This window comes from Streptomyces angustmyceticus (assembly GCF_040701845.1).
Lineage (GTDB): Bacteria > Actinomycetota > Actinomycetes > Streptomycetales > Streptomycetaceae > Streptomyces > Streptomyces angustmyceticus_A.
This window is the reverse complement of sequence record NZ_JBFBHQ010000001.1, coordinates 479,356-504,841: the sequence shown is the minus strand read 5'-3', so window position 1 is coordinate 504,841 and position 25,486 is coordinate 479,356. Positions and strand designations below refer to the sequence as shown.

The following is a 25,486-nucleotide window of genomic DNA, read 5'->3' as shown; positions in this document are numbered from 1 at the left end:
CCCCGGCCGCCTGGGATGGCCAGGCGGCCGGTCCTGGCCTCGCCCCTGGCGGCCGTCCCCGGCGGCCGCCCCCGGTCACGGCTCCGGCCCGCCGCTCCGAGCCGTGGCCCCGTCCCAAGGTCCGGCCCGGTCGCCGGCAGTGGCGGGCGCAGCGGCACTTCATCGGTAGTTCCGGCCGTCGGGCTAGGAGCGGCCGGGGCGGTTGGGCAGGGTTGGGGGGTACGGGCGAGGGAAGCGCCCACCTCACCAAGGCAGGATCCATCGATGACGCAGACGGCCCGGCCGCGGGGCGGCACGGCAGCGGTGCCCACGTCGCTGTGGCGCAACCGGAACTTCATGCTGCTGTGGTGCGGGCAGGGGGCGGGAACGCTCGGTCCGCGGACGGCGCTGATCGTCCTGCCCGTCCTCGCCCTCGACACCCTCCACGCCGACACGTTCCAGGTGTCGTTGCTGACGTCCCTCGGCTGGTTGCCGTACCTGCTGTTCTCGCTGCCGGCGGGCGTGCTCGCCGACCGGCTCGACCAGCGGAAGATCATGATCTTCTGCGATGCCGCCCGGCTGCTGCTGATCCTCTCCGTTCCCCTGGTCGCCCTGGCCGGCCGGCTGACCCTGTGGTACCTGTACGTGGTCGTCGGCGTCTCCGGCGTCCTGACCGTGCTGTTCACGGTCGCCTACCGCAGCCAGCTGCCGAAGCTGGTGAGCGCCTCCCAACTGGTCGACGGCAACGGCAAACTCGGCATGTGCGAGTCGCTGGCGGAGGTGGCCGGCCCCGGTCTCGGCGGTGCGCTCGTCGGCCTGGTCGGCGCCACCAGAACGCTGTACGCCAATGTGCTCACCTATGCGCTCAGCGCCCTGACGCTGGGGCTGATACGGGTGCCGGAGTCCGAGCAGGGCCCGCCGCCGGGGCCCCGCCCGGTCTCGTTCCGGGCGGCGATGGGCGAAGGGCTCACCTTCGTCCGCAGAGAGGTCATCCTGCGCAGGCTGCTGCTGTGCACCAGCGTGTGCAACTTCTTCGTGACCGCGACCTCCTCGATCGCGGTCACCTTCCTGCTGCGCGACCTGCACGCGTCCGCGACCTCCGTCGGCCTGGTGTTCACCCTGGGCTCCGTCGGCGGCCTGGTCAGCGGGGCCTTCGCCCGGCGGATCTCCGCCCGGGTCGGCAGCGCGCGGGTCATCTGGGTGTCGATGCTGCTGCCCGGCCCGCTGTACTTCCTGATGCCGCTGTCGCAGCCGGGCTGGGGGGTCTTCCTGTACGCGGTCGGCCTGGCCGCGCTGTCCGCCAACAGCACCCTGTTCAACACCGCGTCCCTGTCCTACCGCCAGTTGGTCTGCCCGCGCGGGCTGCTCAGCCGGGTGAGCGCGGTCTACCTCTGGATCAGCTACGGCGTCGTTCCGCTCGGCTCGCTGTGCGGCGGGGCGCTCGCCACCTGGGCGGGGCTGCGGCCGGCGCTGTGGGTGTGTGCGCTGGGCATGTGGAGCGCCTCGCTGTTCGTGGTGTTCTCGCCCCTCAGGACGATGCGCGAGGTGCAGATTCCGGAAACGGCGGCCGCCTGACGGCGGGGCCGGGCGCGCCGCCGGCGCAGGCGCCCGCGGCGCACCTCCGTCCCCGTGCCGCCGATTGGTCTCACTACCGAAGGGAAACGCAGGGCATGGCGGAATCGCGGAACGAGAGCGGCGGCACCGAACCGCTCGTGGCGGGGGAGTCCGCCGCGGCCGGCGCGGGCGACCCGGCCGAGATACTCCTGGGCGTGCTCAGGGAGCACCTGTCGGTCCAGGAGATCGGCATGGACGACAGGTTCTACGCCCTCGGCGGGGACTCGCTGATCGCCCTCCGTGTGCTCAATGACGCCCGGGAGCAGGGCGTTCCGCTCACCCTGCGGGACCTGATGGTGCATCAGAGCGTGCGCGCCATCCTGGGTTCCCGCTCGGCGGCCGCGCCGCCGCCCGGCGGCGGCTCCCCGGCGGGGCACGGGCCGGCGGGGAGCGCGGCGCCGTTCTCCCTCCTCGACCCGGAGGACCGCGCCCGGATCCCCGAGGGGGTGCAGGACGCCCTGCCCGCCTCGGCGCTGCAGACCGGGATGCTCTACCTCTGCGAGACCAGCCAGGACCCGCTGCTCTACCACAGCATGGACGGCTGGGAGGTCGCCGCCCGCTTCGACGAGAGCAGCTTCCGCACCGCCCTCGACGCGCTCGCCCGCCGGCACCCGGCCCTGCGCACCGCCTTCGACTTCGGCGGACTCTCGGTGCCGGCCCAGCTCGTCTGGGCCGACGCCCGCCCCGCACTGACCGTCGAGCGGGCCGCCGACGCCGACGAGGGCGACGCCCTGTTGCGCGCCTGGTGCGACCAGCAGCTCGCCGCGCCGATCGACTGGCGCGTCCCGTCCCTGGTCCGCTGCCATGTGGTGGCGCTCCCCGACTCCTTCCACACCGTGCTCGCCGTCCACCACGCCGTCCTCGACGGCTGGAGCCTGAGCCGGCTGGCCGTGGAGCTGATGACCCTCTACGCCGCGGCGCACGACGGCGTGGACGCGGAGCTGCCGGCGCTGTCCCCGGACGTGCAGCACGACTTCCTCGCCGCCGAACGCAGGGCCGCCGACTCGCCGGCCGCCGCCGCGCACTGGCTGCGGCAGGCGGACGCGCCCGCCCTGCTCTTCGACGCGGCGAAGCACCGGAAGACCCCCGACGCGGGCGGCCGCGTCGAGTTCGCCCTGGACGCGACGCTGGTGCGGGCCCTGTCCGGGGTGGCCCGGATGCTCGGTGTCCCGGTGAAGGCCGTCGCGCTGGCCGCCCACGTACGGGCGTTGGGCACCTGGACCCGGCGCGACCACGACATCGTCACCGGCCTGGTGTTCAACACCCGTCCGGAGAGCGCAGGTTCCGACCTGGCGGCGGGCCTCTTCCTCAACACGCTCCCGGTGCGCTTCGCGACGGTCGACGCCACCTGGGCGGGGCTCGTCCGGGCCGCCGCCGACGCCGAGAGCGAGGGCGCCGCGCACCAGGCGTACCCCCAGGCGCAGATCGTGGAGCGGCTCGGCCGGCCACCGTTCGACGTCACCTTCAACTTCATGCACTTCCACGCCTACCGGGAACTCGACCGGCTGACGTCCGTGCCCACGCGCGGCTGGTGGCGCCGGGGCAAGCCCAGCTTCCCGTTCCATGTCAACGTCGAGATCAGCGGTGCCGAGGGCCAGGTGCGCATCGGCTTCGACCCGGCCTTCGTGGCGCGGACCTCCGTGGAGGCCTACGCCAGCACCCTGCGGCGGGCGCTGGCCGCGCTGGTCGCCAATCCGGTCAGCCCGGCCGCGCCGTCCGCGCCCGGGAACAAGGGGAAGTGACCATGACGCCACCTCAGCGGCCGCTCTTCGCCGTTCTCTACGACGCCGGTGCGGTGCCCGCCGGGGAGGTCGGCGCGGGCCTCGCCGACCTCGGCGACATCGTCTTCCTGGTCCCGGACCACTCCGCACATGTCACCCAACTCCGTCCCGTCATGGAGCTGTTGGGAGAGGTGCGGACCCTGACCGGGCGGCCGGAACAGGACGCGGACCTGGTCCGCGCGCTCGCCCCGGACGCGGTCCTCACCTTCTGCGAGGACATGATCCGCCCGGCGGCCGCACTCGCCGCCGCCGCGGGCCTGCCCGGCCTGTCCCCGGAGACCGCCCGCCTCTACACCGACAAGGGCGCCCAGCGCAGGGCGCTGCGCGCGGCGGGCGTCGACGGGACGGCGTTCCGGGTCGTGGAGTCGCCCGAGGACTGGGACGAGGCCCTGCGCCTCATCGGCCTGCCCTCGCTCGCCAAACCGGTGACCGCCTCCCGGAGCCGGGAGGCGCACGCGCTGCGCACGCCCGAGGACGCCCGCCTGGTCCGGGCCCGCCTCGACGCCCTCGCCGCCGAGGGGACCTGGGAGCCGTTCATCCTGGAGGAGTTCCTGGAGGGCCGGGCGAGCGAGCCGTTCGGCGACTATGTGTCGGTCGAGAGCGTCTGCACGCCCTCGGGCATCACCCACCTCGTGCTGACCGGCAAGTCCCCGGTGGTACCGCCGTTCCGCGGCACCGGCCGGATCTGGCCCAGCCATCTGCCGTGCGCGGAAGAAGCGGAGATCTTCGACCTCGTCACCCGCGCCCTGGAAGCGGTGGGGGCCGACCACGGATTCGCCCACACCGAACTGAAGCTCACTCCCGACGGGCCCCGCATCATCGAACTCAACGGACGGCTCTCGGGGCATGTGAACATGATGTCCCGGGAATCCTGCGGCCTGGATCTGGTGCGCGTCGGCGCCTTGCTGGCCCTCGGTGAAGAGCCTTATCTGCCGACTTTCGACTTCGGCGGAAAGGTCCATTTCCAGTACAACAATCTTGCCCCGCTGCGGCCCGGCGGTCTGGTGGCCGTGCACGGCGCCGAAGCCGTGCGCGAACTGCCCGGAATCACCGCCTACCGGAATTTCGTCCGCCCGGGCGACGACCTTCCCGGCGGCACCAGCACCCTGACCCTGGACACCATTTCGGGCGTGTGCGAAGGCCATGAAGGGGTGATGCGCACCATTGACGCGGCCCGTGCGGCGCTCACTTTCGAGTTCCGGTTCGACGACGGTGTGCACGCCCTCAACGGCCTGGAACTCCCGCTGCACTGACGGCTGATACAAAGGGGCCGGCCAAGGCGCGAAACTCGCCTTGGCCGGCCCCTTTGCTTTTCCTTTCCGGCGGCAACTGCCGGTGTTCTGCCTCGGCATCTGCCGCCGCCGCTCCGCACCAAAATCTACTGTCTGTCTCAGGATTTGGCTGCCATCCCGAACGGGGGAGGCCGGCGGGCGGTGCGAGGTCGCATCACGCCCTGCCGAGCGATCAGGAATGGTGGGGTGTGGGCGTGGGGGATGTGCGCGAGGAAGAGACGGATGTGCCGTCCGCGTTCGCGTTCGGCGGGCCGTGCGCCGCACCCGGGCCCTGCCCGAGGGTGCGGGCGTCGCGGCGGCTGCCCGCCGCGACGGCCGCCGCGCTCGGCGACCGCACGGCCGACCATGTCCTCGCGGCGGCCCTGCTGCTCGCCCGGAAGTACAGCGACAGCACCGCCTTCCGGATCGGGGTGCGGCGGGCGGGGGACGCCGCCGGTGCCCCGCTCGCCGTCGCCATGCCGTCGGGCACCACAGCGGCGGAGCACCTGAGCACGGTGACGGCCGGCCTCGCCGGTCTCCCCGCCACCGCGGACACCGCGGCCGGCACCCCGCCGCAAGTGGTCTGTGCCGTCGACGGCCCCGCGACCGAGCCGGCCGGCGCCGATGTGGTGCTCGCCTGCGAGGTCACGGCCGACGGCGTGCTCCTGCACGCGGACTGCCACGCGCACGTCCACGACGCGGCCTTCACCGACCGGATGCTCGGCCATCTGGCGCAGCTGCTGCGGCAGCTCACCGAGCGCCCCGACGCACCGATCGGCGCCCTGCGGCTGCCGACCGGCCCCGAGGCCGAGCAACTGCGCGGCTTCAACGACACCGCCCGCCCCTATCCCCGCGACTCCTGCCTCTACGCGCTGTTCGCCGCCCAGGCCGCGGCCCGGCCCGAGCAGCCCGCGATCAGCCATCAGGACGGTTCCCTCACCTACCGCGAACTGGAGCGGCAGGCCCTGCGGCTGGCCGCGCTGCTGCACACACACGGCGTGGGGCGGCACACCCGGGTCGCCTTCGCCCTGGAGCGCACGCCCCGGCTGCTGGTCGCCGTGCTGGCCGTGCTGCGGCTCGGCGCGGCCTACGTCCCCCTCGACACCCAACTGCCCGCGGCCCGCCGGGACGTCCTGCTGGCGGACAGCGGCGCCGGGCTGCTGCTCGTCGACGACCCGGCGGTCACCGCGGACCTCCCGGTCCTCGACCTCACCCGGCCGCACGACGCCGACCCCGCCGGCCTGCCGGACCTCGCCTGCGCGCCCGAGGACGCCGCGTACGTGATGTACACCTCCGGCACCACCAGCCGGCCCAAGGGCGTGCTCGTCAACCAGCGGGCCGTGGTCCGGCTGGTCCGCGGCACCGACTACGCCGACCTCTCGGCCGCCACCAGGATCCTGCAGACCGGTGCCCTCGCGTTCGACGCCACCACCCTGGAGTACTGGGGCGCGCTCCTCAACGGCGGCACCCTCGTCCTCGTCCCGCCCGCCACCGTCCTGAACTCGGTGGACCTCCGGGTCGCCATCGAGCAGCACCGGGTCAACACCCTGTGGCTGACCTCCACGCTCTTCAACCAGCTCGTCGAGCAGGACCCCGCCGTCCTGGCCGGCTGCCAGGTGCTGGTCGGCGGCGAGGCGGTCTCCGCCCGGCACCTCGCCGAGGCCATGGACGCCTGCCCGGACAGCGTCTTCATCAACGCCTACGGCCCCACCGAGAACACCACCTTCTCCGTCACCCACCGCCTCACGCGCCGGTACACCGGCCGGGTGCCCATCGGCCGTCCGATCGCCAACTCCACCGCCTGGGTGCTGGACCGCGACGGCAACCCGCAGCCGCTCGGGGTGCCCGGTGAGCTCTACGTCGGCGGTGACGGGCTCAGCGACGGCTACCTCCACCGGCCCGACCTCGACGCCGCGTCGTTCGTGCGGGCCCGCCCCGACGGCCGCGAGGAGCGGCTGTACCGCACCGGCGACCTCGCGTGCTGGAACGCCGACGGCCTCCTCGACTACCTCGGCCGGACGGACGACCAGGTCAAGGTCCGCGGCTACCGGGTGGAGCCCGCGGAGGTGGAGAGCCATGTCTGCCGACTGCCGTCGGTGCGCGCATGTGTGGTGCTGCTGCGCCGCGGTGCCGACGGCACGGGCGTCCTGAGCGCCTACTTCACCGCCGAGAAGCCGCTCGACCCGGCGCAACTGCGCGCCGATCTGCTCGCCCAACTCCCCGACCACATGGTCCCGACCGCCTTCCGGCAGCTCGACGAGCTGCCGCTGAACCGCAACCACAAGGCCGACCGGGCGGCGCTGGCCGCCCTGGAGCCGGTGGACGCGGCGGCGGCCGCCGGGGCGGGACGGGCCCCCGCAACGCCCCTGGAGGTCACGGTGGCGGGCCTCTTCGCCCAGGCGCTGGGCGTGCCGTCGGTCTCGCTCGACGACAGCTTCTTCGACCTCGGCGGCCACTCGCTGCGGATGATGCGGCTGTGGAACCGGATCCGCTCGGTCACCGGCCGGGCGGTCGAGCTGCGGCAGATCCTCGACGCCCCCACCGTGGCCGGCGTCGTGGCCGCCCTGGAGCGGAGCCCGGCGGCCGCGGCCGCCCGTCCGAAGCTGACGCGCCGCTCATGACGGCGGCCATGGTGCGCCCGGTGGCCCTGTGTGGTGAGGAGTGAGCGTGTTCCCGTTGTCGTACGCACAGCAGGGGCTGTGGTTCCTGAACCGGCTGGAAGGGCCGGGTTCGACCTACAACGTGCCGGTGGTCGTGCGGCTGCGCGGCGTCCTGGACGTGCCCGCGCTGCAGGCCGCGGTGGCCGATGTCGTCGGCCGCCACGAGAGCCTGCGGACCGTGTTCGGGGAGGCCGACGGCGAGCCCCACCAGCGCGTCCTGCCGCCGGAGGAGACCGGTGCGCTGCTGGCCGTCCTGGACAGCGGGGCGCACCGGCTCGACGCCGATCTGCACGACGTGGTGCGGCGCCCCTTCGACCTGCGCACCGACCTGCCGTTCCGAGCCTGGCTGCTGCGGGTGGCGGCCGACGACCAGGTGCTCGCCCTGGTCATGCATCACGTGGTCTGCGACGGCTGGTCCCTGACCCCGCTGCTGCGCGACCTGTCCACCGCCTACCGCGCACGGCACGACGGACGCGCACCGGACTGGGAGCCGCTGCCGGTCCAGTACCGCGACTACACCCTGTGGCAGCGCGAGCTGCTCGGCGCGGACGACGATCCCGAGAGTCTGATCAACAGTCAGCTCGCCTTCTGGCAGAAGCAGTTGGCGGACCTCCCGGAGGAGATCGCGCTGCCCTCGGACCGGGTGCGGCTGCCCGGAGCCGACACCTCCCGGGGCGCCACCGCCGACCGCAGCATGGGCCCCGAGCTGCACGCACGCCTCCTGGAGACCGCCCGGGACCACGGCTGCACCCTGTTCATGGTGCTGCAGGCCGTCGTCGCCGTGCTGCTCACCCGCTCCGGGGCCGGCACCGACATCCCCTTCGGCACCCCGGTGGCCGGGCGGTCCGACGCGGCCCTCGACGACCTGGTCGGCTTCTTCGTCAACACCCTCGTGCTGCGCACCGACACCTCCGGCAACCCCACCTTCTCCGAGCTGCTGCGCCGGGTCCGCGCGAGCGACTTCGACGCCTACGCCCACCAGGACGTCCCCTTCGACCGGCTGGTCGAGGTGCTCAACCCCGGGCGCGCGCCGCACCGGCACCCCCTGTTCCAGGTGCTGCTCGCGCTGAACGAGGGACGGCCCGGCGAGGCGCTGCGACTGCCCGGCATCGCGGTGGAGGCGCTGCACGAGACCACCGACACCGCGAAGTTCAGCCTCTCCGTCGACTTCGACGACCGGCGCCACCCGGACGGCGCGCCCGCCGGACTCGGGGTCACCCTCGAATACGCCACGGACCTGTTCGACGCGGCGACCGCAGAGGCCATGGCCGACCGGCTGGTCCGGCTCCTGGAGACGTTCGCCGCCGACCCGGCGCAGCGCATCCGCGAGGTGCCCGTCCTGTCCGCGGCCGAGCGCCACCGCCAGATCGTGGAGTGGAACGGCCCCGACCGGCCCGAGACGCCGGTCGACCTCGGCGCGCGCATCCGCCACTGGGCAGCGGAGCGGCCGGACGCGGTCGCCGTGTCCGACGGCGGCGTCCGCCACACCTACCGGGACCTCGCGGAGGACATCGACCGCCTCTCCCGCACCCTGGCAGCAGCGGGTGCAGGACCCGACGAACTGACCGCGATCCTCTCCGACCGCAGCGCCTGGTTCGTCACCACCGCGCTCGGTGTGCTCGGCGCCGGCAGCGGATACCTGGCCCTGGACGGCGGCCTGCCCGAGGGCCGGGCCCGGCAGATGCTCACGGACAGCGCCGCACGCTACCTGGTGGCCGCCCCGGAACTCGCCGCCCGCGCCCGGGCGCTCACCCAGGCCGGGCCGGACCGGGTCACCGTGGTCCCGCCCGACGGCACACCCGACGCGACGCGCCCCTGGCACCGGCCGGACCTCGCGGACCGCCCCGGCCTGCTCGCCTATGCGGTGTTCACCTCCGGCTCGACCGGGCGCCCCAAGGGCGTCCTGGTTCCGCACCGCGGCCTGTCGAACCATCTGCTCGCCGTGGCCGAGCTCTACGGCCTCGGCGCGCACGACACGATGGCCTTCAACGCGCCGCTCACCTTCGACGTCGCCGTGTGGCAGGCGCTGACGATGTCCCTGGTCGGCGGGCGGGTGCACGTCCTCGACGAGGACACCACCCGCGATCCGCTGCTGCTCGCCCGCTGCGTCGCCGACGAGGACATCACCGTGCTGCAGATCGTGCCGCAGGTGCTGCGCGCGGTCCTCGACATGGGGGACCTCGACGAGAGCACCGTCGGCCTGTTCAAGGGGCTGCGGTGGATGCTGGTGCACGGCGAGGAGCTGCCGCCCGACCTCGTCGACCGCTGGTTCGCCCGGCACCCCGACATCCCGCTCGCCAACGTCTACGGCCCCGCCGAGTGCTCGGACGACGTGTCGATCTCCGTCATCGAGGCGGGCGACGCCTATCGCCGCAGCCGCGCCCCGATCGGCCGGCTGCTGCGCAACATGCAGGCCTATGTGGTCGACGGCCATCTGCAGTTGGTGCCGCCCGGCACCGCCGGCGAACTCTGCGTCGGGGGAGCGGGACTGGCACGTGGCTACGCCGGCCGGGCCGGGGTGACCGCGCAGCGGTTCGTGGCGAACCCGTTCGGCGCGCCCGGCGAGCGGATGTACCGCACCGGCGACCTGGTGCGCTGGAACGCCGACGGCGAGCTGGAGTTCCTCGGCCGCATCGACCACCAGGTCAAGATCCGGGGCTACCGGATCGAGCCGGGCGAGGTCCAGGCCGTCCTGGAGCGGGACCCGCAGGTGCGCCAGGCGGTGGTGCTGGCCCGCGAGGACCGCCCCGGCGACAAGCGGCTGGTGGCCTACGCGGTCCCGGTCGAGGGCGCCGCCCTCGACGTCGCCGCGCTGCGCCGGCGCACCGCGCAGGCGCTGCCCGAGTACATGGTCCCCTCGCTCTTCGTGGAGCTGCCCGCACTGCCGCTCACCCCCAACGGCAAGCTGGACCGGCGCGCCCTGCCGGTCCCGGACCCGCAGGAGGCGGCCCCCGGCGCACCGCCCGGCACGCCCCAGGAGGTCCTGCTGTGCGGCGTGTTCGCCGAGGTGCTCGGGGTGCCCCGGGTCGGCGTCGACGACAGCTTCTTCGACCTGGGCGGGCACTCCCTGCTCGCGATGCGGCTGCTGAGCCGGATCCATGCGGCGCTGGGCGAACGGGTCACCATCCGCACCCTGTTCGACGCCCCCACCGTCGCGGGCATCCTGGACGCGCTCGGGCGAAGCGGTGCAGCGGACGACCACGACGTGCTGCTGGCGCTGCGCACCGGCACCGACCCGCGCCCGCTGTTCTGCGTACACCCCGCGACCGGGCTCGCCTGGAGCTATGCGGGCCTCGCCGCGCACCTGCCGGACGGCCTCGCCCTCTACGGCCTGCAGGCGCCCGGACTCGCCGAACACAGCGTGCTCCCGCGGGACATGGACGAGCTGCTCGACCGGATGCTGGCGGAGATCCGCCGGGTACAGCCCGAGGGCCCCTACCGCCTGCTCGGCTGGTCGCTCGGCGGCAACATCGCCCATGCGCTGGCCGGCCGGCTGCAGCACGAGGGCGCCGGCATCGAGCTCCTCGTCCTCGTCGACGCCTACCCGGGCGAGGTCTGGCCCTGCCCCGCGTTCGCGACGCCCGAGCAGTGGGACGAGTTCGCTCTGCTGGCCACGCTGGTGCCCGCCGCCGCCGACGAGGCGGCCCTCGCCGCCGACCCCGGCGCCGCACTGGCCGCCCTCCGCGGTGCCGGACAGCGGCAACTCGGCCTGGAACAGACCGCGTTCGACCGGCTGATCGCGGCCGGCGTCACCAGCAGCCGGCTGGTGGCCGCCCACCGGCCCCGCCGGGTCCGCGGACGGACCGTCTACTTCACCGCGACCGAGGGCCGCGGCGCGGCCCGCCCCGACCCGGCGTCCTGGGCCCCCTACGTCGATGACCTCGACCGGTACGACCTGCCCTGCCGCCACGAAGAGGCCATGGACCCCGCACCGCGCCGGCAGATCGCCGGCGTCGTCACCGCCGAACTGCTCGCCCGACAAGCAGACCACTGACCGACCGGAAGGCAACGAACCCCCATGACCGACCTGTTGGACCCGGCGTCCCCGGACTCTGCCGAGCAGCATCTGCGCCACCACTTCCAGGGCCCGCTGCTGGGACCCGACGACGCGGCGTACGACGAGGTGCGCGCGGTGTGGAACGCCATGCACGACCGCCGGCCCCGCCTGATCGCCCGCTGCACCGGCGCCGCGGACGTCAGTGCCGCCCTGCGGTACGCCACCGCGGCCGGCCTCGCGGTGACCGTGCGCGGCGGCGGCCACAACGTCGCCGGCACCGCCGTCGCCGACGACGCGGTCATGATCGACCTGTCACTGCTGAACGAGGTCGAGGTCGACCCCGGCGCACACCTCGTGCGGGCACAGGGCGGCTGCCTGCTGCGCGATGTCGACGCCGCCACCCTCGCCCACGGCCTGGTGTGTCCGTCGGGCGTGGTCGCGCACACCGGCCTCGGGGGACTGACCCTCGGCGGCGGATACGGATGGCTCGCCCGTAAGTGGGGCCTGACCTGTGATCACCTCGTGGCGGCCGAAGTGGTGCTGGCCGACGGCACGATCGTGAGAGCCACCGAGGAACAGCACGCCGAACTCCTGTGGGGCCTGCGCGGCGGAGGCGGCAACCTCGGCATCGTCACCCGCTTCACGCTGCGCCTGCGACCGGTCGGCCCCGTGCACTACCACACGGGCGTCCACCCGTTGGCGGACGTGCCCGAGGCGCTCGCCCGCTACCGCGAGTTCGCCGTCGCGCAGGGCCCCGACCTGCACGCCACCGCCGCCCTCAAGCAGGCCGGCCACCACCCCTGGATCCCGGAGCGGCTGCGCGGCCGGCCCGCGCTCTTCCTGACCGCCGTCTGGTTCGGCGACCCGGCCGACGGCCCCCGGCACACCGCGCCGCTGTTCGCCACGGCGGCCCCCGACGCCACCGACTCCCGTGTGCTGTCGTACGCGCAGTTGCAGGCCCTCGGCGACCACGGCGAGCCGCACGGCCACCGCTACTTCACCAAGTCCTGCTACCTCACCGACCTGACCGAGGGGGCGGTCGCCCAACTGACCGACACCGCCCGGGAGATGCCGTCGGCGCTGTCGTCCATCGACTTCGAGTACCTGCGCGGCGCCATCGAAGAGGTGCCGGACGCGGAGTCCGCCTTCCCCCGCCGGGACGCGCCCTACATCTGCACGGTGTCGGCCCAGTGGACCGACCCCGCGGACGACGAGGCGAACGCGGCCTGGAGCCGGGAGGGCACCGCGCGGCTCGCCGAGTGGCAGTACGGCGGCGCGTACGTCAACTACCTGCAGGACGAGCGGCCCGGCCGGGTGGCCGAGGTCTACGGCACCGCCCGCTACGAACGTCTCGCCGCCCTCAAGCGCCGCTACGACCCGGACAACGTCCTGGCCGGCAACCAGAACATCCCTCCCTCAGCGCACCCGCACGCCTAGTCCGCACGTCTGGAGAGAGACCCCATGACGCAGCTTTCGACCGCGCAGCCGCGCGTGACCCCGCCGGCCACCTTCGACAGCAACGACCCCCGTGCCTTCGTGACCGCCCTGCGCTCCCCCTGGTACTCCCTGGTCGCCGATCTGCAGGACACGGTGCAGTGGGCCACGATGGAGTACGCCCGCGCGCAGGGACTGAAGAGCCTGCCGCTGCCGCTGACCACCCGGACCGTCACCTGCCCCAACGGCTTCGGCAGTGACACCGAGGCGGTCAAGGTCCGGGTCAACGGCGTCGACACCTATCTGCAGGACTCGATGCAGTACCTGCTGGAGTACGGCTGCCGGCTCGCCCCGGGCGGCTGCTACAGCCTCCTGCCGAGCTTCCGCGTCGAGACGCCCGACGCGACGCATCTGACGCAGTTCACCCACAGCGAGGCCGAGATACCCGGCGGCCTCGACGACCTCATACGGTACGTCGACGGCTATGTGAAGGCGCTCGCCTCCGCCGTCCTCGACCGGCACGGCGACCGGCTGGCCGCGGCCCGCGGCGACATCTCCCACCTGGAGCGCATGGCGGGCCACAGCGCACCGTTCGCCCGGGTCACCTTCGAGGAGGCCGTCGGCATCGTCGGCGACGTCGACGGCGCGGTGCGCGACCACGGCGAGTGGCGCAGCCTGAGCCGCAAGGGCGAGCGCCTGCTGATGGAGCGGGTCAGCGAGTTCGTCTGGATGCACCACCTGGACACCCTGGCGGTGCCCTTCTACCAGGCGTTCGGCGACGACGAGGCCCGTACGGCCCGCGCCGCCGACCTGCTCTTCGGCATGGGCGAGGTCGTCGGCTCCGGCGAACGGCACACCGACCCGGACCTGTTGCGCAAGTCGATCGCGCTGCACGACGTCCACGAGGAGGACTACGACTGGTACGTCCGGATGCGGGCGGACGCCCCGATGCGGACCTCCGGTTTCGGCATGGGGGTCGAGCGGTTCCTCATGTGGGTGCTGCACCACGACGACATCCGGGACATCCCGCTGGTGTCCCGGGTCAACGAGCCCGCCTCCTGGCCCCCGGCGATCGTCCGTCCCTAGCGCCCGGTACGCAACGAAAGGAGTGCCATGACGTCAGACCCCGTGCCCGTGCTGTGCCTGCCCCACGCCGGCGCCGGCGCCGCCTTCTTCCACAAGTGGCAGCAGTCCGCCCCGGCCGGGCTGCGCCTGGAACCCCTGCAACTGCCCGGCCGCGAGGAGCGCACCGACGAGGAGCCGCACCGCGACGTGGCCCGTGCGGTGCACGCCCTGCTGCCCGAGGCCCTCGACGCGGCGCGCGGCCACTCCCGGGTCGCCGTCTTCGGCCACAGCCTCGGCGCCGTCCTCGCCTACGAGCTCGCCCGCGCCCTGGAGGAACGGACCGAAGTGCCGGTGGCCCATGTGTTCGTGAGCGGCTCCCCGGCCCCGGCACGGGGGCGCGCGCCACAGGCGGCCGCCCTGGACGACGACGAGTTCCTCGCCCGGGTGGAGGAGCTGGCCGGCTACCGGCACCCCGCCTTCGAGTCCGCCGAGTTCCGGGAGCTGATGCTGCCCACGCTCCGCGCCGACGTGACCATGCACGAGTCCTACCGGCCGCCGTCCGACGAACCCGTCGAGGCCCCGGTCACCTGTCTGCGCGGCGCCGACGACGTCCTGGTGACGGAGCGGGACGCCCGGGAGTGGCACACCGCCACCTCCGGCCCGTTCACCTACACCGAGCTGCCCGGCGGCCACATGTACCTCACCGATGCCGCCCCGAAGCTCCTGGAGCTGGTCGCGGCGGCGCTCGGCACCACCGCCCAGCAGGCCCCGTCCACGGGCCGGTTCACCGGGGCCGGTGCGCCGTGCGACTAGCGGGCAAGACGGTGGTGGTGACCGGCGCGGGGCGCGGCCTGGGCCGGATGTGCGCGGTGCGCTTCGCCGAGGAGGGCGCCGACCTGGTCCTGCTGGACACCGGCGGGGACATCCCCGGCGTGCCCTATCCGCTCGCCGACGAGGCCCAGTTGGAGCGCACCGCCCAGCTGTGCCGGCGGTCCGGCGCCGACGTCCTGGGCCTGCGGGCCGACGTGCGGGACAGCAAGGCCGTCGGGGCGGCGGTCGACGCCGCCCTGCGGCGCTTCGGCCGCCTCGACGTCCTGGTCAACAACGCGGGCATCGCCGCGCCGTCGGGCAAGCCCGTCCACGACATCGGCGAGGACGAGTGGCAGCTGATGCTGGACGTCGACCTCTCCGGCGCCTGGCGCATGATCCGCGCGGTCGCCCCGGCGATGCTGGAACAGCGCGCGGGCAGCATCATCAATGTGGCCTCCACCGCCGGCCTGGTCGGCTACCGGCACTTCGCGGCCTATGTGGCGGCGAAGCACGCACTGGTCGGCCTCACCAAGGCCGCCGCCCTGGACTTCGCGCCGCTGCGGGTCCGGGTGAACGCGGTCTGCCCCGGTTCGGTGCGCGACGCCCCGCACGTCGAGGGCCGGATGCTGTCCGAGATCGCCCGCTGCCTCGACCTCGACACCGACGACCACGAACAGACCTTCGTCACCGCACAGCCCATGAACGCCCTGGTGGAGCCGGAGGACGTGGCCGACGCCGCGCTGTGGCTGGCCGGTGACGGCTCCCGCCAGGTGACGGGCACCACGGTCACCGTCGACGGCGGATTCACCGCGCGATGAGCCACCCCGAAGGACCTCCGATGCGGATGGAGAGCATGACAGAGCAGCCCCGCCCCCGTACCGACGGCCCGGCCGCCCTCGGTGACGACGCCGCACACGGCATCGTGCTGCGGCTCACCGACCCGGCACACCTCCGGGCCGCCCGGACGAACACCGAGCGGGCGGCCGCCTCCGCCGCGGCGCGGCACACCGGCAGCTACTGGGTGCAGCACGCCGAAACCCCCTCCACCGCCCCGCGGGCCGACCGGATGCGGCAGCGGGAGGCGCACCGCCCGCTGCACCACGGCGACCCGGGCCTGCGCACCGTGCTCACCTGCTACCCCGACGGCGTCGCCGATCTCGTCGTGGTGGCCCGCCGCGGGGTCCTCGACCACGCCGGACTCCGCGCACTCGCCCGGGAACTGACGGCACCGGACCGCGAGGTGTCCGCGCTCGTCCCGGCACTGCGCGAGCGCACCGCCCGTGGCGCCGCCGGCTGGTCCCCCGCCCCGGCCCCGCCCTGGGGCCTCGCCGAGGACGAGACTCCGGAGCCGCCGGCGCCCTCCGGGCTTCCGGAGTCCGTGGAGTCGGAACTTCCCCTGCCCACGGATGCGTTCGCCCCCGAGGTCGTCGTGGCCGCCGCGGCCGTGGCGCTGTCCCGGTACGAGCGCAGCACCACCGTGCGCCTCGCCGTGATCCTCACCGAACCGGCCGGCCGGGCACCCGGCGCGAAGGTGATCCGGGTCGGGACCGGGGACGCCCTCCCGCTGAGTGCGCTGGTGGCACAGGTCAGGACGGCCCTGGGGTCCCCGGCCGGGGAGGACGCCGGCGCTCTCCCGCCCGTGTGCGTCGTCCTCGCCGGCCACACCCCGGACGAGGCGTACGTCCCGCTCGCCCCCGGGACCGTTCCCCTCATCCTGACCTGGCACGGCGACGAGAGCGCGGTCCGCCCCGCCGGGCACACCCCTGCCCCGGGCGCGGTCCACCCCGCCGTGGCACGGGACTTCGTCCGGCACATCCGGCACCTCGCCGCCCAGCTCACCGACGCCGACGCCGGCCGCACCGTGGGCGACCTCGCCCTGCTGGACGACGCGGGCGCCGACGCCGTCCTCGCGCTCGGCCGCACCGCCCGCCCGGGCGCGCCCGGCCCCGCCACCCTCCACGACGCCGTGGCCCGCCTCGCCCGCGCACAGCCCGACGCCGTCGCGGTCTGCGACGCCACCCGGCGGCTGACCTACCGTGAACTCGACGCCCGGGCCACCAACTGGGCGCGGGTGCTGGTGGACCGCGGAGCCGGACCCGGGCAGTTCGTGGGCGTCTGCCTCAAGCGCACCACCGACCTCGTGGTGGCCCTGCTCGCGGTCCTCAAGACCGGCGCCGCCTACGTCCCGCTCGACCCGCAGGCCCCCGACGAACGGCTGCGCTTCATCGCCGAGGACGCCGGCCTCGCCCTCGTCGTCACCACCCTGTCCGGGTTCCCGGCCGCCGAGGGCACCGGGGTCCTCCGGCCCGCCGCACTCACCGCGGCCGCCCCCGAGTTGGCCGGCACCGCCCTGCCCGCGGCCGGCGCCGGCGACCCCGCGTACGTCATCTACACCTCGGGAACGACCGGCCGCCCCAAGGGAGTCGTGGTCGCCCACCGCAGCGTCCGCGCGCTGCTCGACGCGACCGCCCCCGACATGGGCCTGGGCGCCGGCGACGTCTGGACGTTCTTCCACTCCGCCGCCTTCGACTTCTCGGTCTGGGAGATCTGGGGCTGCCTGCTCACCGGCGGCCGCCTCGTCGTCGTGCCGCACCTGGTGACCCGGTCGCCCGAGGACTTCCACGCCCTGGTGCTCCGCGAGGGCGTCACGGTGCTCAGCCAGACCCCGTCGGCCTTCTCCGGGTTCCTCGACATGGACGCCAGGACGGCCGCCGCCCCCGCGCCCCGGCTGATCGTGTTCGGCGGCGAGGCCTTCGACCCCCGCATGCTCGGCACCTGGTTCGGCAGACATCCCGACAGCGCCTGCCGCCTGGTCAACATGTACGGGATCACCGAGACCACCGTGCACGTCACCGCGCGGGACGTGCGCTCCTGGGACGGGCACGAGCGGCCCCGCTGCGTCGGCCGGCCGCTGCCCGGCTGGTCGGTGTCGGTCCGCGACGACCGGGGACGGCCGCTGCCGCCCGGTGCGGTGGGCGAGATCTGGGTGGGCGGCGCGGGCCTCGCCCTGCGCTACCTCAACCGCCCCGAACTCACCGCGGAGCGCTTCGCCGACGACCCGTTCAGCGGCGAACGGCTCTACCGCAGCGGCGACCTCGGGCGGCTCCGGCTCGACGGCGCGCTGGACCACGAGGGACGGCTCGACGAACAGGTCAAGATCCGCGGCTTCCGCATCGAACTGGGCGAGGTGCGCTCGGTGCTGGTCGACGACCCGGGGGTGGTGGACGCCGCGGTGGTCGTGGAGGGACAGGAGGCCGGCCCCGCGCACGCCCGTCTGGTCGGATACACCGTCCTCACGGAGGGCACGGCGCCCGCCGACGTACGCCGCAGGAGCGCCGCGGTCCTGCCCGACTACATGGTTCCCGCGGAGCTCGTCGCCCTGCCCGCACTGCCGCTGACCCTCAACGGAAAGCTCGACCGGGCGGCCCTGCCCGCCGCCCGGCGGCCGCGGACCGCGCCGCCCGCCGGGGCGCAGGCGGCACCCGACGGCACGGACCCGGCGGCGGCGATGCTCGCCGTGTGGCGTTCGGTGATCGCCGCCGATGTCGGCCCGGACGACCACTTCTTCACCGCCGGCGGCAATTCCCTGCTGGCCGTGCGGCTGCTGGAGGCCCTGCGCCGGCACGGCTTCGGCACGGTGAGCATGCGCGACCTCTACCGGCACCCCACTCCCACGGCCCTGGCCGCCGTGACCGGGGCGCCGCCGGTGGCCTGACCGCCACGGCGCCCGGCCGCACCCGGCGGCCGGGCCCGGTGCACCCTCGTCCCTCCCGCCGGGCGGCGCGCGGGCTCAGGCGCCCTCCGCCAGCCCCGCCAGCAGCCTGGGCAGCGCCGTGCCGATCGGCTCGCGGACCACCTCGTCGGCGAGTTCGTCGTACGGCGTGGGCTCGGCGTTGACGATGACCAGCCGCGCGCCGTGCTCCGCGGCCACCCCGGCGAGCGAGGCCGCCGGGTGGACCTGCAGCGTGGTGCCGACCGCGAGGAAGACCTCCGCCGCCTTCGCCACCCCCAGCGCCGTGGCGAGCACCTCCGGATCCAGCCGCTCGCCGAACATCACCGTCGCCGACTTCAGGATGCCCCCGCACACCAGGCACGGCGGATCCGGCTCGCCCGCGGCCACCCGGGCCAGGGCCTCCTGCATCGACGACCGCGCATGGCAGCGGGTGCAGGTCACCGCCCGTACGGTGCCGTGCAGTTCGAGGACCTTGCGCTCGGGCATCCCGGCGCGCTGATGCAGCCCGTCCACGTTCTGCGTGATCACCCGCACCGGTGTCCCGGACCGCTCCAGGCGGACCACCGCCTCGTGCGCGGCGTTGGGCTCGGCCCGGAACGCCGGGCTGTCCTGGCGCATCCGCCACGACCGCCGCCGGATCTCCGGATCGCCCATGTACGCGTCGTACGTGACGAGCTTCTCGGCCTCCGGGTCCCGCCGCCACAGCCCGTTCGGCCCGCGGTAGTCGGGGATCCCGGAGTCGGTGGAGATGCCCGCTCCGGAGAGGATCGCGACGAGCGGGCGCCGAGGAGGCTGAACGGGGGGCGTATCGGAGCCGGTCATGGGGCGAGCGTACGCAGCGGCGCGGGGGAGGGCGAGGGAATTCGGGGCGGGTGCGCCGGGCGCACGGCGGGTTGCCCGAGGCGCCCGGCCGGGGCCGGGCGGGCGTCTTGCCCGATGGTTGTATGGGGCATACGGTCTGCCCGTCTCCGCGGGGCCCGCGCCCCTCTCGCGGAGCCACCCCGGCAGGCAGAGGAGCTCCCGTGTTCACCACCCGCCCGACCCTCCAAGGCACCTTCGGGATGGCCTCCACCACGCACTGGCTGGCCTCCCAGTCCGCGATGGCCGTTCTGGAGGACGGCGGCAACGCCTATGACGCGGCCGTGGCCGCCGGGTTCGTGCTGCATGTGGTCGAGCCGCATCTGAACGGCCCGGCGGGCGAGGTGCCGATCATCCTGGCGCCGGCCGGCGGGCCCGTACGGGTGCTGTGCGGGCAGGGCCCGGCGCCGGCCGGCGCGAGCGTGGCGCACTACACCTCGCTCGGCCTGGACCTGGTGCCCGGCACCGGGCCGCTGGCCGCCGCGGTCCCCGGCGCCTTCGACGCCTGGATGCTGCTGCTGCGCGACCACGGCACCCGCTCCCTCGCCGAGGTGCTGCGGTACGCCATCGGCTACGCCGAGCACGGCCACCCCGCCGTCGAACGCATCGGTGCGACCGTCGAGACGGTCCGGGCCCTCTTCGAGACGGAGTGGACCACCTCCGCCGAGATCTACCTCCCCGGGGGCAGGTCCGTCGCCCCCGGCGGGCTGCTGCGGAACCGGCCGCTGGCCGCCACCTGGCGCCGGCTGCTCGCGGAGGCGGAGGCCGCGGCGGCGGGCCGCGAGGCGCAGATCGAGGCCGCCCGCCGCATCTGGCGCGAGGGCTTCATCGGTGCGGCGCTCGCCGCCTTCGCGGCCCGCCCGGCCATGGACACCTCCGGCGAACGCCACGCGGGCACCCTCACCGGCGACGACCTGGCCGCCTTCTCCGCCACGTACGAGGCACCCGTCACCCACGACTGGAACGGCTGGACCGTCGCCAAGGCGGGCGGCTGGTCCCAGGGCCCCGCCTTCCTCCAGCAACTCGCCCTGCTCCCGGACGAGTTGCCCGCATACGGCAGTGCCGCCTACGTCCACCGGCTCATCGAGGGCTGCAAGCTGGCGATGGCCGACCGCGAGGCCTGGTACGGCGATGCCAGCGAGGTCCCGCTCGCCACCCTGCTCGGCGCCCGCTACAACGCCGCCCGCCGGGCCCTGATCGGCGAGCGGGCCTCCTACGAGCTGCGGCCCGGCAGCCCGGACGGCCGCACCCCGCGCCTGAGCAAGCACGCGGCGGCGGCCGCGACCGGGGAGGCGGGGGAGTCCGGCTTCGGTACGGGCGGTGTCGCCGGCAGCGGAGCCGGTGAGCCGACCGTCGCGCGCGGGGCGGCGGCCGGCGCGCCCGCTCCGGCCGGTGGTGTTCCGGCGGACGTCGCGCCCGAGACCGACCGGAACGGCGCCACCCGGGGCGACACCTGCCACCTCGACATCGTCGACCGCTGGGGCAACCTGGTCTCCGCCACCCCGTCGGGCGGCTGGCTGCAGTCCAACCCCGTCGTCCCCGAGCTCGGCTTCCCGCTCGGCACCCGGCTGCAGATGGCCTGGCTGGAGGAGGGCCTGCCCAACTCCCTCACCCCGGGGCGCCGCCCGCGGACCACCCTCACCCCGTCCCTCGCGCTGCGCGACGGGGTCCCCGTGATGGCCTTCGGCACGCCGGGCGGCGATCAGCAGGACCAGTGGCAGGTGCACTTCTTCCTGGCCGTGGCGCTGCGCGGCGCGGTCCGCGGCGGCCTCGACCTGCAGGGTGCCGTCGACGCCCCCAACTGGCACAACGACGCGTTCCCCGGCTCCTTCTTCCCGCGCGGGATGCGGCCGGGCAGCGTCACCGTGGAGTCGCGCATCGGTGACGGGGTCATCGCCGAGCTGCGCCGGCGTGGGCACCACGTCACGGTGGGTGACGCCTGGTCCGAGGGGCGGCTCTGCGCCGTGGCACGGGACCCGGAGACCGGTGTGCTGTCCGCCGCCGCGAATCCCCGGGGGATGCAGGGGTACGCCGTGGGGCGCTGAGCGCTGGTGGGTGCCGCGGGGCGCGGAAGGGGGCGCCGAGCGGTGCCGAGGGGCGCTGACGGGCGCTGACGGGCGCCGAGAGGGGCTGACGCCGAGGGGAGGCGCGCCCCGGGGCACCGGGGCTCCCCCGTCCCGTGCGCTCCGCGGCCTCGCCCCGTGCCCTCCGCGGCATCCCGAGTTCACCTGGAGTCCAGCCGCCGTGTCAGTGGCTCATGGTTCGATGGACACATGATCGATGCACTTCGTACCGAAGAAACCGGAGAGACCACGATTACCCCGATTGCCACCCCACCGGCCGCCGCGACCGCCCCCGACACCCCCGAGACCCCGCTGTTCGACGTGTCGACGCTGGACCTGGCCGCCGTCGAGGCCGCCGTCCGCCGCGCCGCGGCCGACGAGATCATGCCCCGCTTCCGGCAGCTCGCCGCCGAGGACATCGTCGAGAAGAACGGTCCGCACGACCTCGTCACGGTCGCCGACCGGCGCGCCGAGGAGCACCTCACCGCCGCGCTCACGGAGCTGCTGCCCGGGTCCGTGGTCGTCGGCGAGGAGGCGGTGCACGCCGACCCCCGCGTCCTCGACGCGCTGCACGGCGACGCCCCCGTCTGGATCGTCGACCCGGTCGACGGCACCCGCCAGTTCGTGCACGGCGACCCCGGCTTCGCCACGCTCGTCGCGCTCGCCCACCGCGGTGAGGTCCTGGCGTCGTGGACCTACGCCCCCGCGCTCGGCCTGATGGCCGTCGCCCGCCGCGGCGCCGGTGCCCGGCTCAACGGCGTACCGCTCCGGGCCGGCAGCCCGTCGTCCGGCGCGGTCCTCGATGTCGCCACGTCCCACTACGACTTCACGACCGACGCCCAGAAGCAGGTGCTCGCCGCCCTGGACACCGGCGGCATCGCCCCGCGCCCCTGCGGCTCGGCGGGCCTGGAGTATCTGCACGTCGCCCGCGGCGAGATCGACGCCACGGCCTTCAGCTGGGAAAACGCCTGGGACCACGCCGCCGGACTGCTGCTGGTCCATGAGGCGGGCGGCGCGAGCGGCACCGTCGCCGGGCAGCCGTTCCGCATCGAGGGCGGCAATGCGCTGCCCTTCACCGCGGCGCGGGACACCGCAACGGCGCGGCGTATCCTCGGACTGCTGGCGGCCGCCAACTGACCCTCACCGACGAGGGTCGGACATGAGGGGAGTGGCGCAGGTGCCGAGGATGCTCGATGCCGTGGTGATCGGAGCGGGTCCCAACGGCCTGACGGCGGCGGTCGAACTCGCCCGCCGCGGCATGTCCGTGGAGGTCTTCGAAGCCCGCGACACCATCGGCGGCGGCGCCCGCACCGAGGAGCTGACCCTCCCCGGCTTCCGCCACGACCCCTGCTCGGCGGTGCACCCCACCGGCGTCGGCTCGCCCGCCTTCCGCACCATGCCGCTGGAGCGCCACGGCCTCGAATGGCTGCATGCCGACCTTCCCATGGCGCACCCCTTCCCGGACGGCACGGCCGCCGTGCTCGGCCACTCCGTGGGCGAGACCGCCATGTCCTTCGGACCGCGCGACGCCGGCACCTACCGCAGGCTCGTCGAGCCCTTCACCGGCAAATGGGAGACGATGGCCCATGACTTCCTGCGCACCCAGTGGCTCGGCCTGCCCCAGGACCCGCTGACCTACGCCCGCTTCGGCCTGGTCGCGGCGCAGCCGGTCACCCTCCTCAACCGCCGCTTCCAGGACGAGAAGGCCCGCGCCCTGATGTCCGGGCTCGCGGCGCACGCCAACGCCCCGCTCGGCGGCTTCGGTACCTCCGGCATGGCCCTGATGTTCGCGCTCGCCGCACACGCCAAGGGCTGGCCGGTGCCGCGCGGCGGCTCCCAGGCCATCTCCGACGCGCTCGCCGGCCTGCTGCGCGCCCACGGCGGCGTGGTGCACACCGACTTCGAGGTCAAGCGCCTGGACGACCTGCCGCCGGCCCGCGCCTATGTCTTCGACACCTCACCGACCGCGCTCGCCCGGATCGCGGGCCTGGGCAACGCCTACCGCGACGTGAAATACGGCCCCAGCGTCTTCAAGATGGACTACGCCCTGTCGGCCCCGGTGCCGTGGACGGCCGAGGAGGCCCACCGCGCCGGCACCGTCCACATCGGCCCCACCAGCGGCGAGATCTCCGCCGCGCTGAACGCCGCCACCCAGGGCCGGGCCCCCTCCGTCCCCTTCCTGATCACCGCTCAGCCCAGCCTGATCGACCCCACCCGCGCCCCCGAGGGCAAGCACACCTTCTGGGCGTACGGCCATGTCCCCCACGGCTGGGAAGGCGACGCCACGGACGTCGTCGAGCGGCAGATCGAGCGCTTCGCCCCCGGCTTCCGCGACCTCGTCCTGGCCCGTGCGGTCGCGGGCCCGCCCCAACTCGCCGCGCGCAACGCCAATTACGTCGGCGGCGACACCGCCACCGGCTCCGCGGCCGGCCTGCGGTTGCTCATCCGCCCCAAGCTCGCCCGCGTCCCCTACGAAACCGCCCACCCGGCCGTCTTCCTCTGCTCCCAGGCCACCCCGCCCGGCCCCGGCGTCCACGGCATGTCCGGCCACTACGCCGCCAAGGCCGTCTGGCGCAGGCTGCGCGCGCACCGCCGCTGACCCGCCGGCCGCCCGGTCGCCGAATCGGGTGGCCGCGCCGTACGACGGTCCCTAGGCTCGGACACCATGAGCCCCACTCTCACCCTCATCCAGGGCGACATCACCGAACAGACCGTGGACGCCGTGGTCAACGCGGCCAACTCCTCGCTGCTGGGCGGCGGGGGAGTGGACGGGGCGATCCACCGCCGCGGCGGCCCGGAGATCCTCGCCGAGTGCCGCGCCCTGCGCGACGCGCACTACGGCCGCGGCCTGCCCACCGGCCAGGCCGTCGCCACCACCGCCGGCCGGCTGCCGGCCCGCTGGGTCATCCACACCGTCGGCCCGGTCCACTCCGAGAGCGAGGACCGCAGCGACCTGCTGGCCTCCTGCTACCGCGAATCCCTGCGGATCGCCGGCGAACTGGGCGCCAGGACGGTCGCCTTCCCGGCCATCTCCACCGGCGTCTACCGCTGGCCCCTCGACGACGCCGCCCGCATCGCCGTCGCGACGGTCCGGGACGCGGACACGGCCGTGGACGAGGTGCGCTTCGTGCTCTTCGACGAGCGCGCGTACGCGGCCTTCGCCGAGCAGGTGCGATGAGGCGGCCCTACCCCCCGATCGAGCCCCACGAGAGGGGCATGCTGGACGTCGGCGACGGCAACCTCGTGTACTGGGAGGTCTGCGGCAACCCGGAGGGCAAGCCCGCGCTGGTCGTCCACGGCGGGCCGGGATCGGGCTGCGGCCCGGGCGCGCGCCGGTCCTTCGACCCGGACCGCTACCGCGTGGTCCTCTTCGACCAGCGCGGCTGCGGCCGCAGCACCCCGCACGCCAGTGACCCGGCCACCGACATGCGGCACAACACCACCGGCCATCTGCTCGCCGACATGGAGCGGCTGCGGGCGCATCTGGGCATCGACCGCTGGCTGCTGTTCGGCGGCTCGTGGGGCTCGACGCTGATCCTGGCGTACGCGCAGCGGCATCCGGAGCGGGTGTCGGAGATCGTCATCCCCAGTGTCACCACGACCCGGCGCTCGGAGATCGACTGGCTCTACCGCGGCGCCGGCCGGTTCTTCCCGGAGGCGTGGGACCGCTTCCTGGCCGGCGCTCCGGGCGTGGGGCCGGACGGCGACGTCGTCGGGGCGTACGCCCGCCTGGCGGCGGACCCCGACCCCGCGGTGCGCGAGCGGGCCACGGCCGACTGGTGCGCCTGGGAGGACGCCGTGCTCTCCCTGGAGCCGTACGGCGCCGCCCGCCCCTACGGCGACCGGCCCTCCCGGGCCCGGCTGGCCCTGGTCCGGATCTGCACGCACTACTTCTCGCACGGCGCATGGCTGGAAGAGGGCGCCCTGCTGCGGGACGCCGGGCGGCTGGCGGGCATCCCCGGGGTGCTCGTCCACGGCCGCCAGGACATGGGAGGCCCGCCGCACACCGCCTGGGAGCTGGCCCGCGCCTGGCCCGGTGCCCGGCTGACCGTCGTCCCCGACGCGGGGCACAAGGGGAGCGAGGCGATGCGTGCCGAGGTGATCGGCGCGCTGGACCGGTTCGCCGGGACCTGAACGCCCGGGGGACGGGACCGGGTGACCGGCGCCGCCCCTGGTGGCCCGACGTTGATGTCGGATTCTCGCCAGCCGGATGCCGTCGAC

At 74.6% G+C, this 25,486-nt stretch carries 16 protein-coding genes; 15 read left to right on the top strand and 1 reads right to left on the bottom strand.

Features of this window, described 5'->3' with window-relative positions; genetic code table 11:
- The first annotated feature begins 264 nt into the window (after nt 1-264).
- From AB0411_RS02125 to AB0411_RS02080, 10 genes are all read left to right on the top strand, one after another.
- Entirely contained in the window at nt 265-1,554 is a 1,290-nt protein-coding gene (locus AB0411_RS02125; RefSeq protein WP_366415244.1) for an MFS transporter, read from the top strand.
- Nucleotides 1,555-1,649: 95 nt separating this feature from the next.
- Nucleotides 1,650-3,335 (top strand): condensation domain-containing protein, encoded by a 1,686-nt coding sequence (locus tag AB0411_RS02120; RefSeq protein ID WP_366415243.1) that lies wholly within the window; start codon nt 1,650-1,652, stop codon nt 3,333-3,335.
- Nucleotides 3,336-3,337: 2 nt separating this feature from the next.
- Nucleotides 3,338-4,627 (top strand): hypothetical protein, encoded by a 1,290-nt coding sequence (locus AB0411_RS02115; RefSeq protein ID WP_366415242.1) that lies wholly within the window; start codon nt 3,338-3,340, stop codon nt 4,625-4,627.
- A 233-nt stretch (nt 4,628-4,860) separates the two neighbouring features.
- Nucleotides 4,861-7,266 carry a non-ribosomal peptide synthetase gene (locus tag AB0411_RS02110; RefSeq protein ID WP_366415241.1) on the top strand — a complete coding sequence of 802 codons (2,406 nt, stop codon included), beginning with the start codon at nt 4,861-4,863 and terminating at the stop codon, nt 7,264-7,266.
- 46 nt (nt 7,267-7,312) lie between these two features.
- Nucleotides 7,313-11,299 (top strand): non-ribosomal peptide synthetase, encoded by a 3,987-nt coding sequence (locus tag AB0411_RS02105; RefSeq protein WP_366415240.1) that lies wholly within the window; start codon nt 7,313-7,315, stop codon nt 11,297-11,299.
- 24 nt (nt 11,300-11,323) lie between these two features.
- A complete protein-coding gene (locus AB0411_RS02100) occupies nt 11,324-12,739 on the top strand; it encodes an FAD-binding oxidoreductase (RefSeq protein WP_366415239.1) in 1,416 nt (471 codons plus the stop codon).
- A 24-nt stretch (nt 12,740-12,763) separates the two neighbouring features.
- The gene (locus AB0411_RS02095; protein WP_366415238.1) at nt 12,764-13,822 is read left to right on the top strand and encodes an amino acid--tRNA ligase-related protein; all 1,059 of its coding nucleotides are present in this window, start codon (nt 12,764-12,766) and stop codon (nt 13,820-13,822) included.
- A gap of 27 nt (nt 13,823-13,849) precedes the next feature.
- Nucleotides 13,850-14,614, top strand: a complete 765-nt coding sequence (locus AB0411_RS02090; RefSeq protein WP_366415237.1) for a thioesterase II family protein — start codon at nt 13,850-13,852, stop codon at nt 14,612-14,614.
- The gene (locus AB0411_RS02085) at nt 14,605-15,429 is read left to right on the top strand and encodes an SDR family oxidoreductase (RefSeq protein ID WP_366415236.1); all 825 of its coding nucleotides are present in this window, start codon (nt 14,605-14,607) and stop codon (nt 15,427-15,429) included. Before AB0411_RS02090 ends, AB0411_RS02085 begins: the two co-directional genes overlap by 10 nt.
- Nucleotides 15,430-15,464: 35 nt before the next feature.
- Entirely contained in the window at nt 15,465-18,326 is a 2,862-nt protein-coding gene (locus AB0411_RS02080) for an amino acid adenylation domain-containing protein (protein ID WP_366415235.1), read from the top strand.
- A gap of 75 nt (nt 18,327-18,401) precedes the next feature.
- Here AB0411_RS02080 and AB0411_RS02075 read toward each other — a convergent pair whose 3' ends face one another.
- On the bottom strand, nt 18,402-19,166 hold the full coding sequence (locus AB0411_RS02075) for an SIR2 family NAD-dependent protein deacylase (RefSeq protein WP_366415234.1): 765 nt from the start codon (nt 19,164-19,166) through the stop codon (nt 18,402-18,404).
- A 200-nt stretch (nt 19,167-19,366) separates the two neighbouring features.
- Between AB0411_RS02075 and AB0411_RS02070 the strand changes: the two genes are divergently transcribed.
- The 5 genes from AB0411_RS02070 to pip all read left to right on the top strand — a co-directional run bounded on the left by AB0411_RS02070 (nt 19,367) and on the right by pip (nt 25,399).
- On the top strand, nt 19,367-21,247 hold the full coding sequence (locus AB0411_RS02070; RefSeq protein WP_366415233.1) for a gamma-glutamyltransferase family protein: 1,881 nt from the start codon (nt 19,367-19,369) through the stop codon (nt 21,245-21,247).
- A 228-nt stretch (nt 21,248-21,475) separates the two neighbouring features.
- On the top strand, nt 21,476-22,402 hold the full coding sequence (locus tag AB0411_RS02065; protein WP_366415232.1) for an inositol monophosphatase family protein: 927 nt from the start codon (nt 21,476-21,478) through the stop codon (nt 22,400-22,402).
- A gap of 40 nt (nt 22,403-22,442) precedes the next feature.
- Complete coding sequence (locus tag AB0411_RS02060) at nt 22,443-23,864, top strand: phytoene desaturase family protein (RefSeq protein WP_366415622.1); 1,422 nt, start codon at nt 22,443-22,445, stop codon at nt 23,862-23,864.
- A gap of 66 nt (nt 23,865-23,930) precedes the next feature.
- Complete coding sequence (locus AB0411_RS02055) at nt 23,931-24,443, top strand: O-acetyl-ADP-ribose deacetylase (protein ID WP_366415231.1); 513 nt, start codon at nt 23,931-23,933, stop codon at nt 24,441-24,443.
- Nucleotides 24,440-25,399 (top strand): prolyl aminopeptidase, encoded by a 960-nt coding sequence (pip, locus tag AB0411_RS02050; RefSeq protein ID WP_366415230.1) that lies wholly within the window; start codon nt 24,440-24,442, stop codon nt 25,397-25,399. Before AB0411_RS02055 ends, pip begins: the two co-directional genes overlap by 4 nt.
- The last annotated feature ends 87 nt before the right edge of the window (nt 25,400-25,486 follow it).

Excerpts from the sequence above, each read along its gene's own strand:
- AB0411_RS02125 (WP_366415244.1), top strand. The coding sequence starts at position 265 with ATGACGCAGACGGCCCGGCCGCGGGGCGGCACGGCAGCGGTGCCCACG.
- AB0411_RS02120 (WP_366415243.1), top strand. The coding sequence starts at position 1,650 with ATGGCGGAATCGCGGAACGAGAGCGGCGGCACCGAACCGCTCGTGGCG.
- AB0411_RS02115 (WP_366415242.1), top strand. The coding sequence starts at position 3,338 with ATGACGCCACCTCAGCGGCCGCTCTTCGCCGTTCTCTACGACGCCGGT.
- AB0411_RS02100 (WP_366415239.1), top strand. The coding sequence starts at position 11,324 with ATGACCGACCTGTTGGACCCGGCGTCCCCGGACTCTGCCGAGCAGCAT.
- AB0411_RS02095 (WP_366415238.1), top strand. The coding sequence starts at position 12,764 with ATGACGCAGCTTTCGACCGCGCAGCCGCGCGTGACCCCGCCGGCCACC.
- AB0411_RS02090 (WP_366415237.1), top strand. The coding sequence starts at position 13,850 with ATGACGTCAGACCCCGTGCCCGTGCTGTGCCTGCCCCACGCCGGCGCC.
- AB0411_RS02080 (WP_366415235.1), top strand. The coding sequence starts at position 15,465 with ATGACAGAGCAGCCCCGCCCCCGTACCGACGGCCCGGCCGCCCTCGGT.
- AB0411_RS02075 (WP_366415234.1), bottom strand. The coding sequence starts at position 19,166 with ATGACCGGCTCCGATACGCCCCCCGTTCAGCCTCCTCGGCGCCCGCTC.
- AB0411_RS02065 (WP_366415232.1), top strand. The coding sequence starts at position 21,476 with ATGATCGATGCACTTCGTACCGAAGAAACCGGAGAGACCACGATTACC.
- AB0411_RS02055 (WP_366415231.1), top strand. The coding sequence starts at position 23,931 with ATGAGCCCCACTCTCACCCTCATCCAGGGCGACATCACCGAACAGACC.
- pip (WP_366415230.1), top strand. The coding sequence starts at position 24,440 with ATGAGGCGGCCCTACCCCCCGATCGAGCCCCACGAGAGGGGCATGCTG.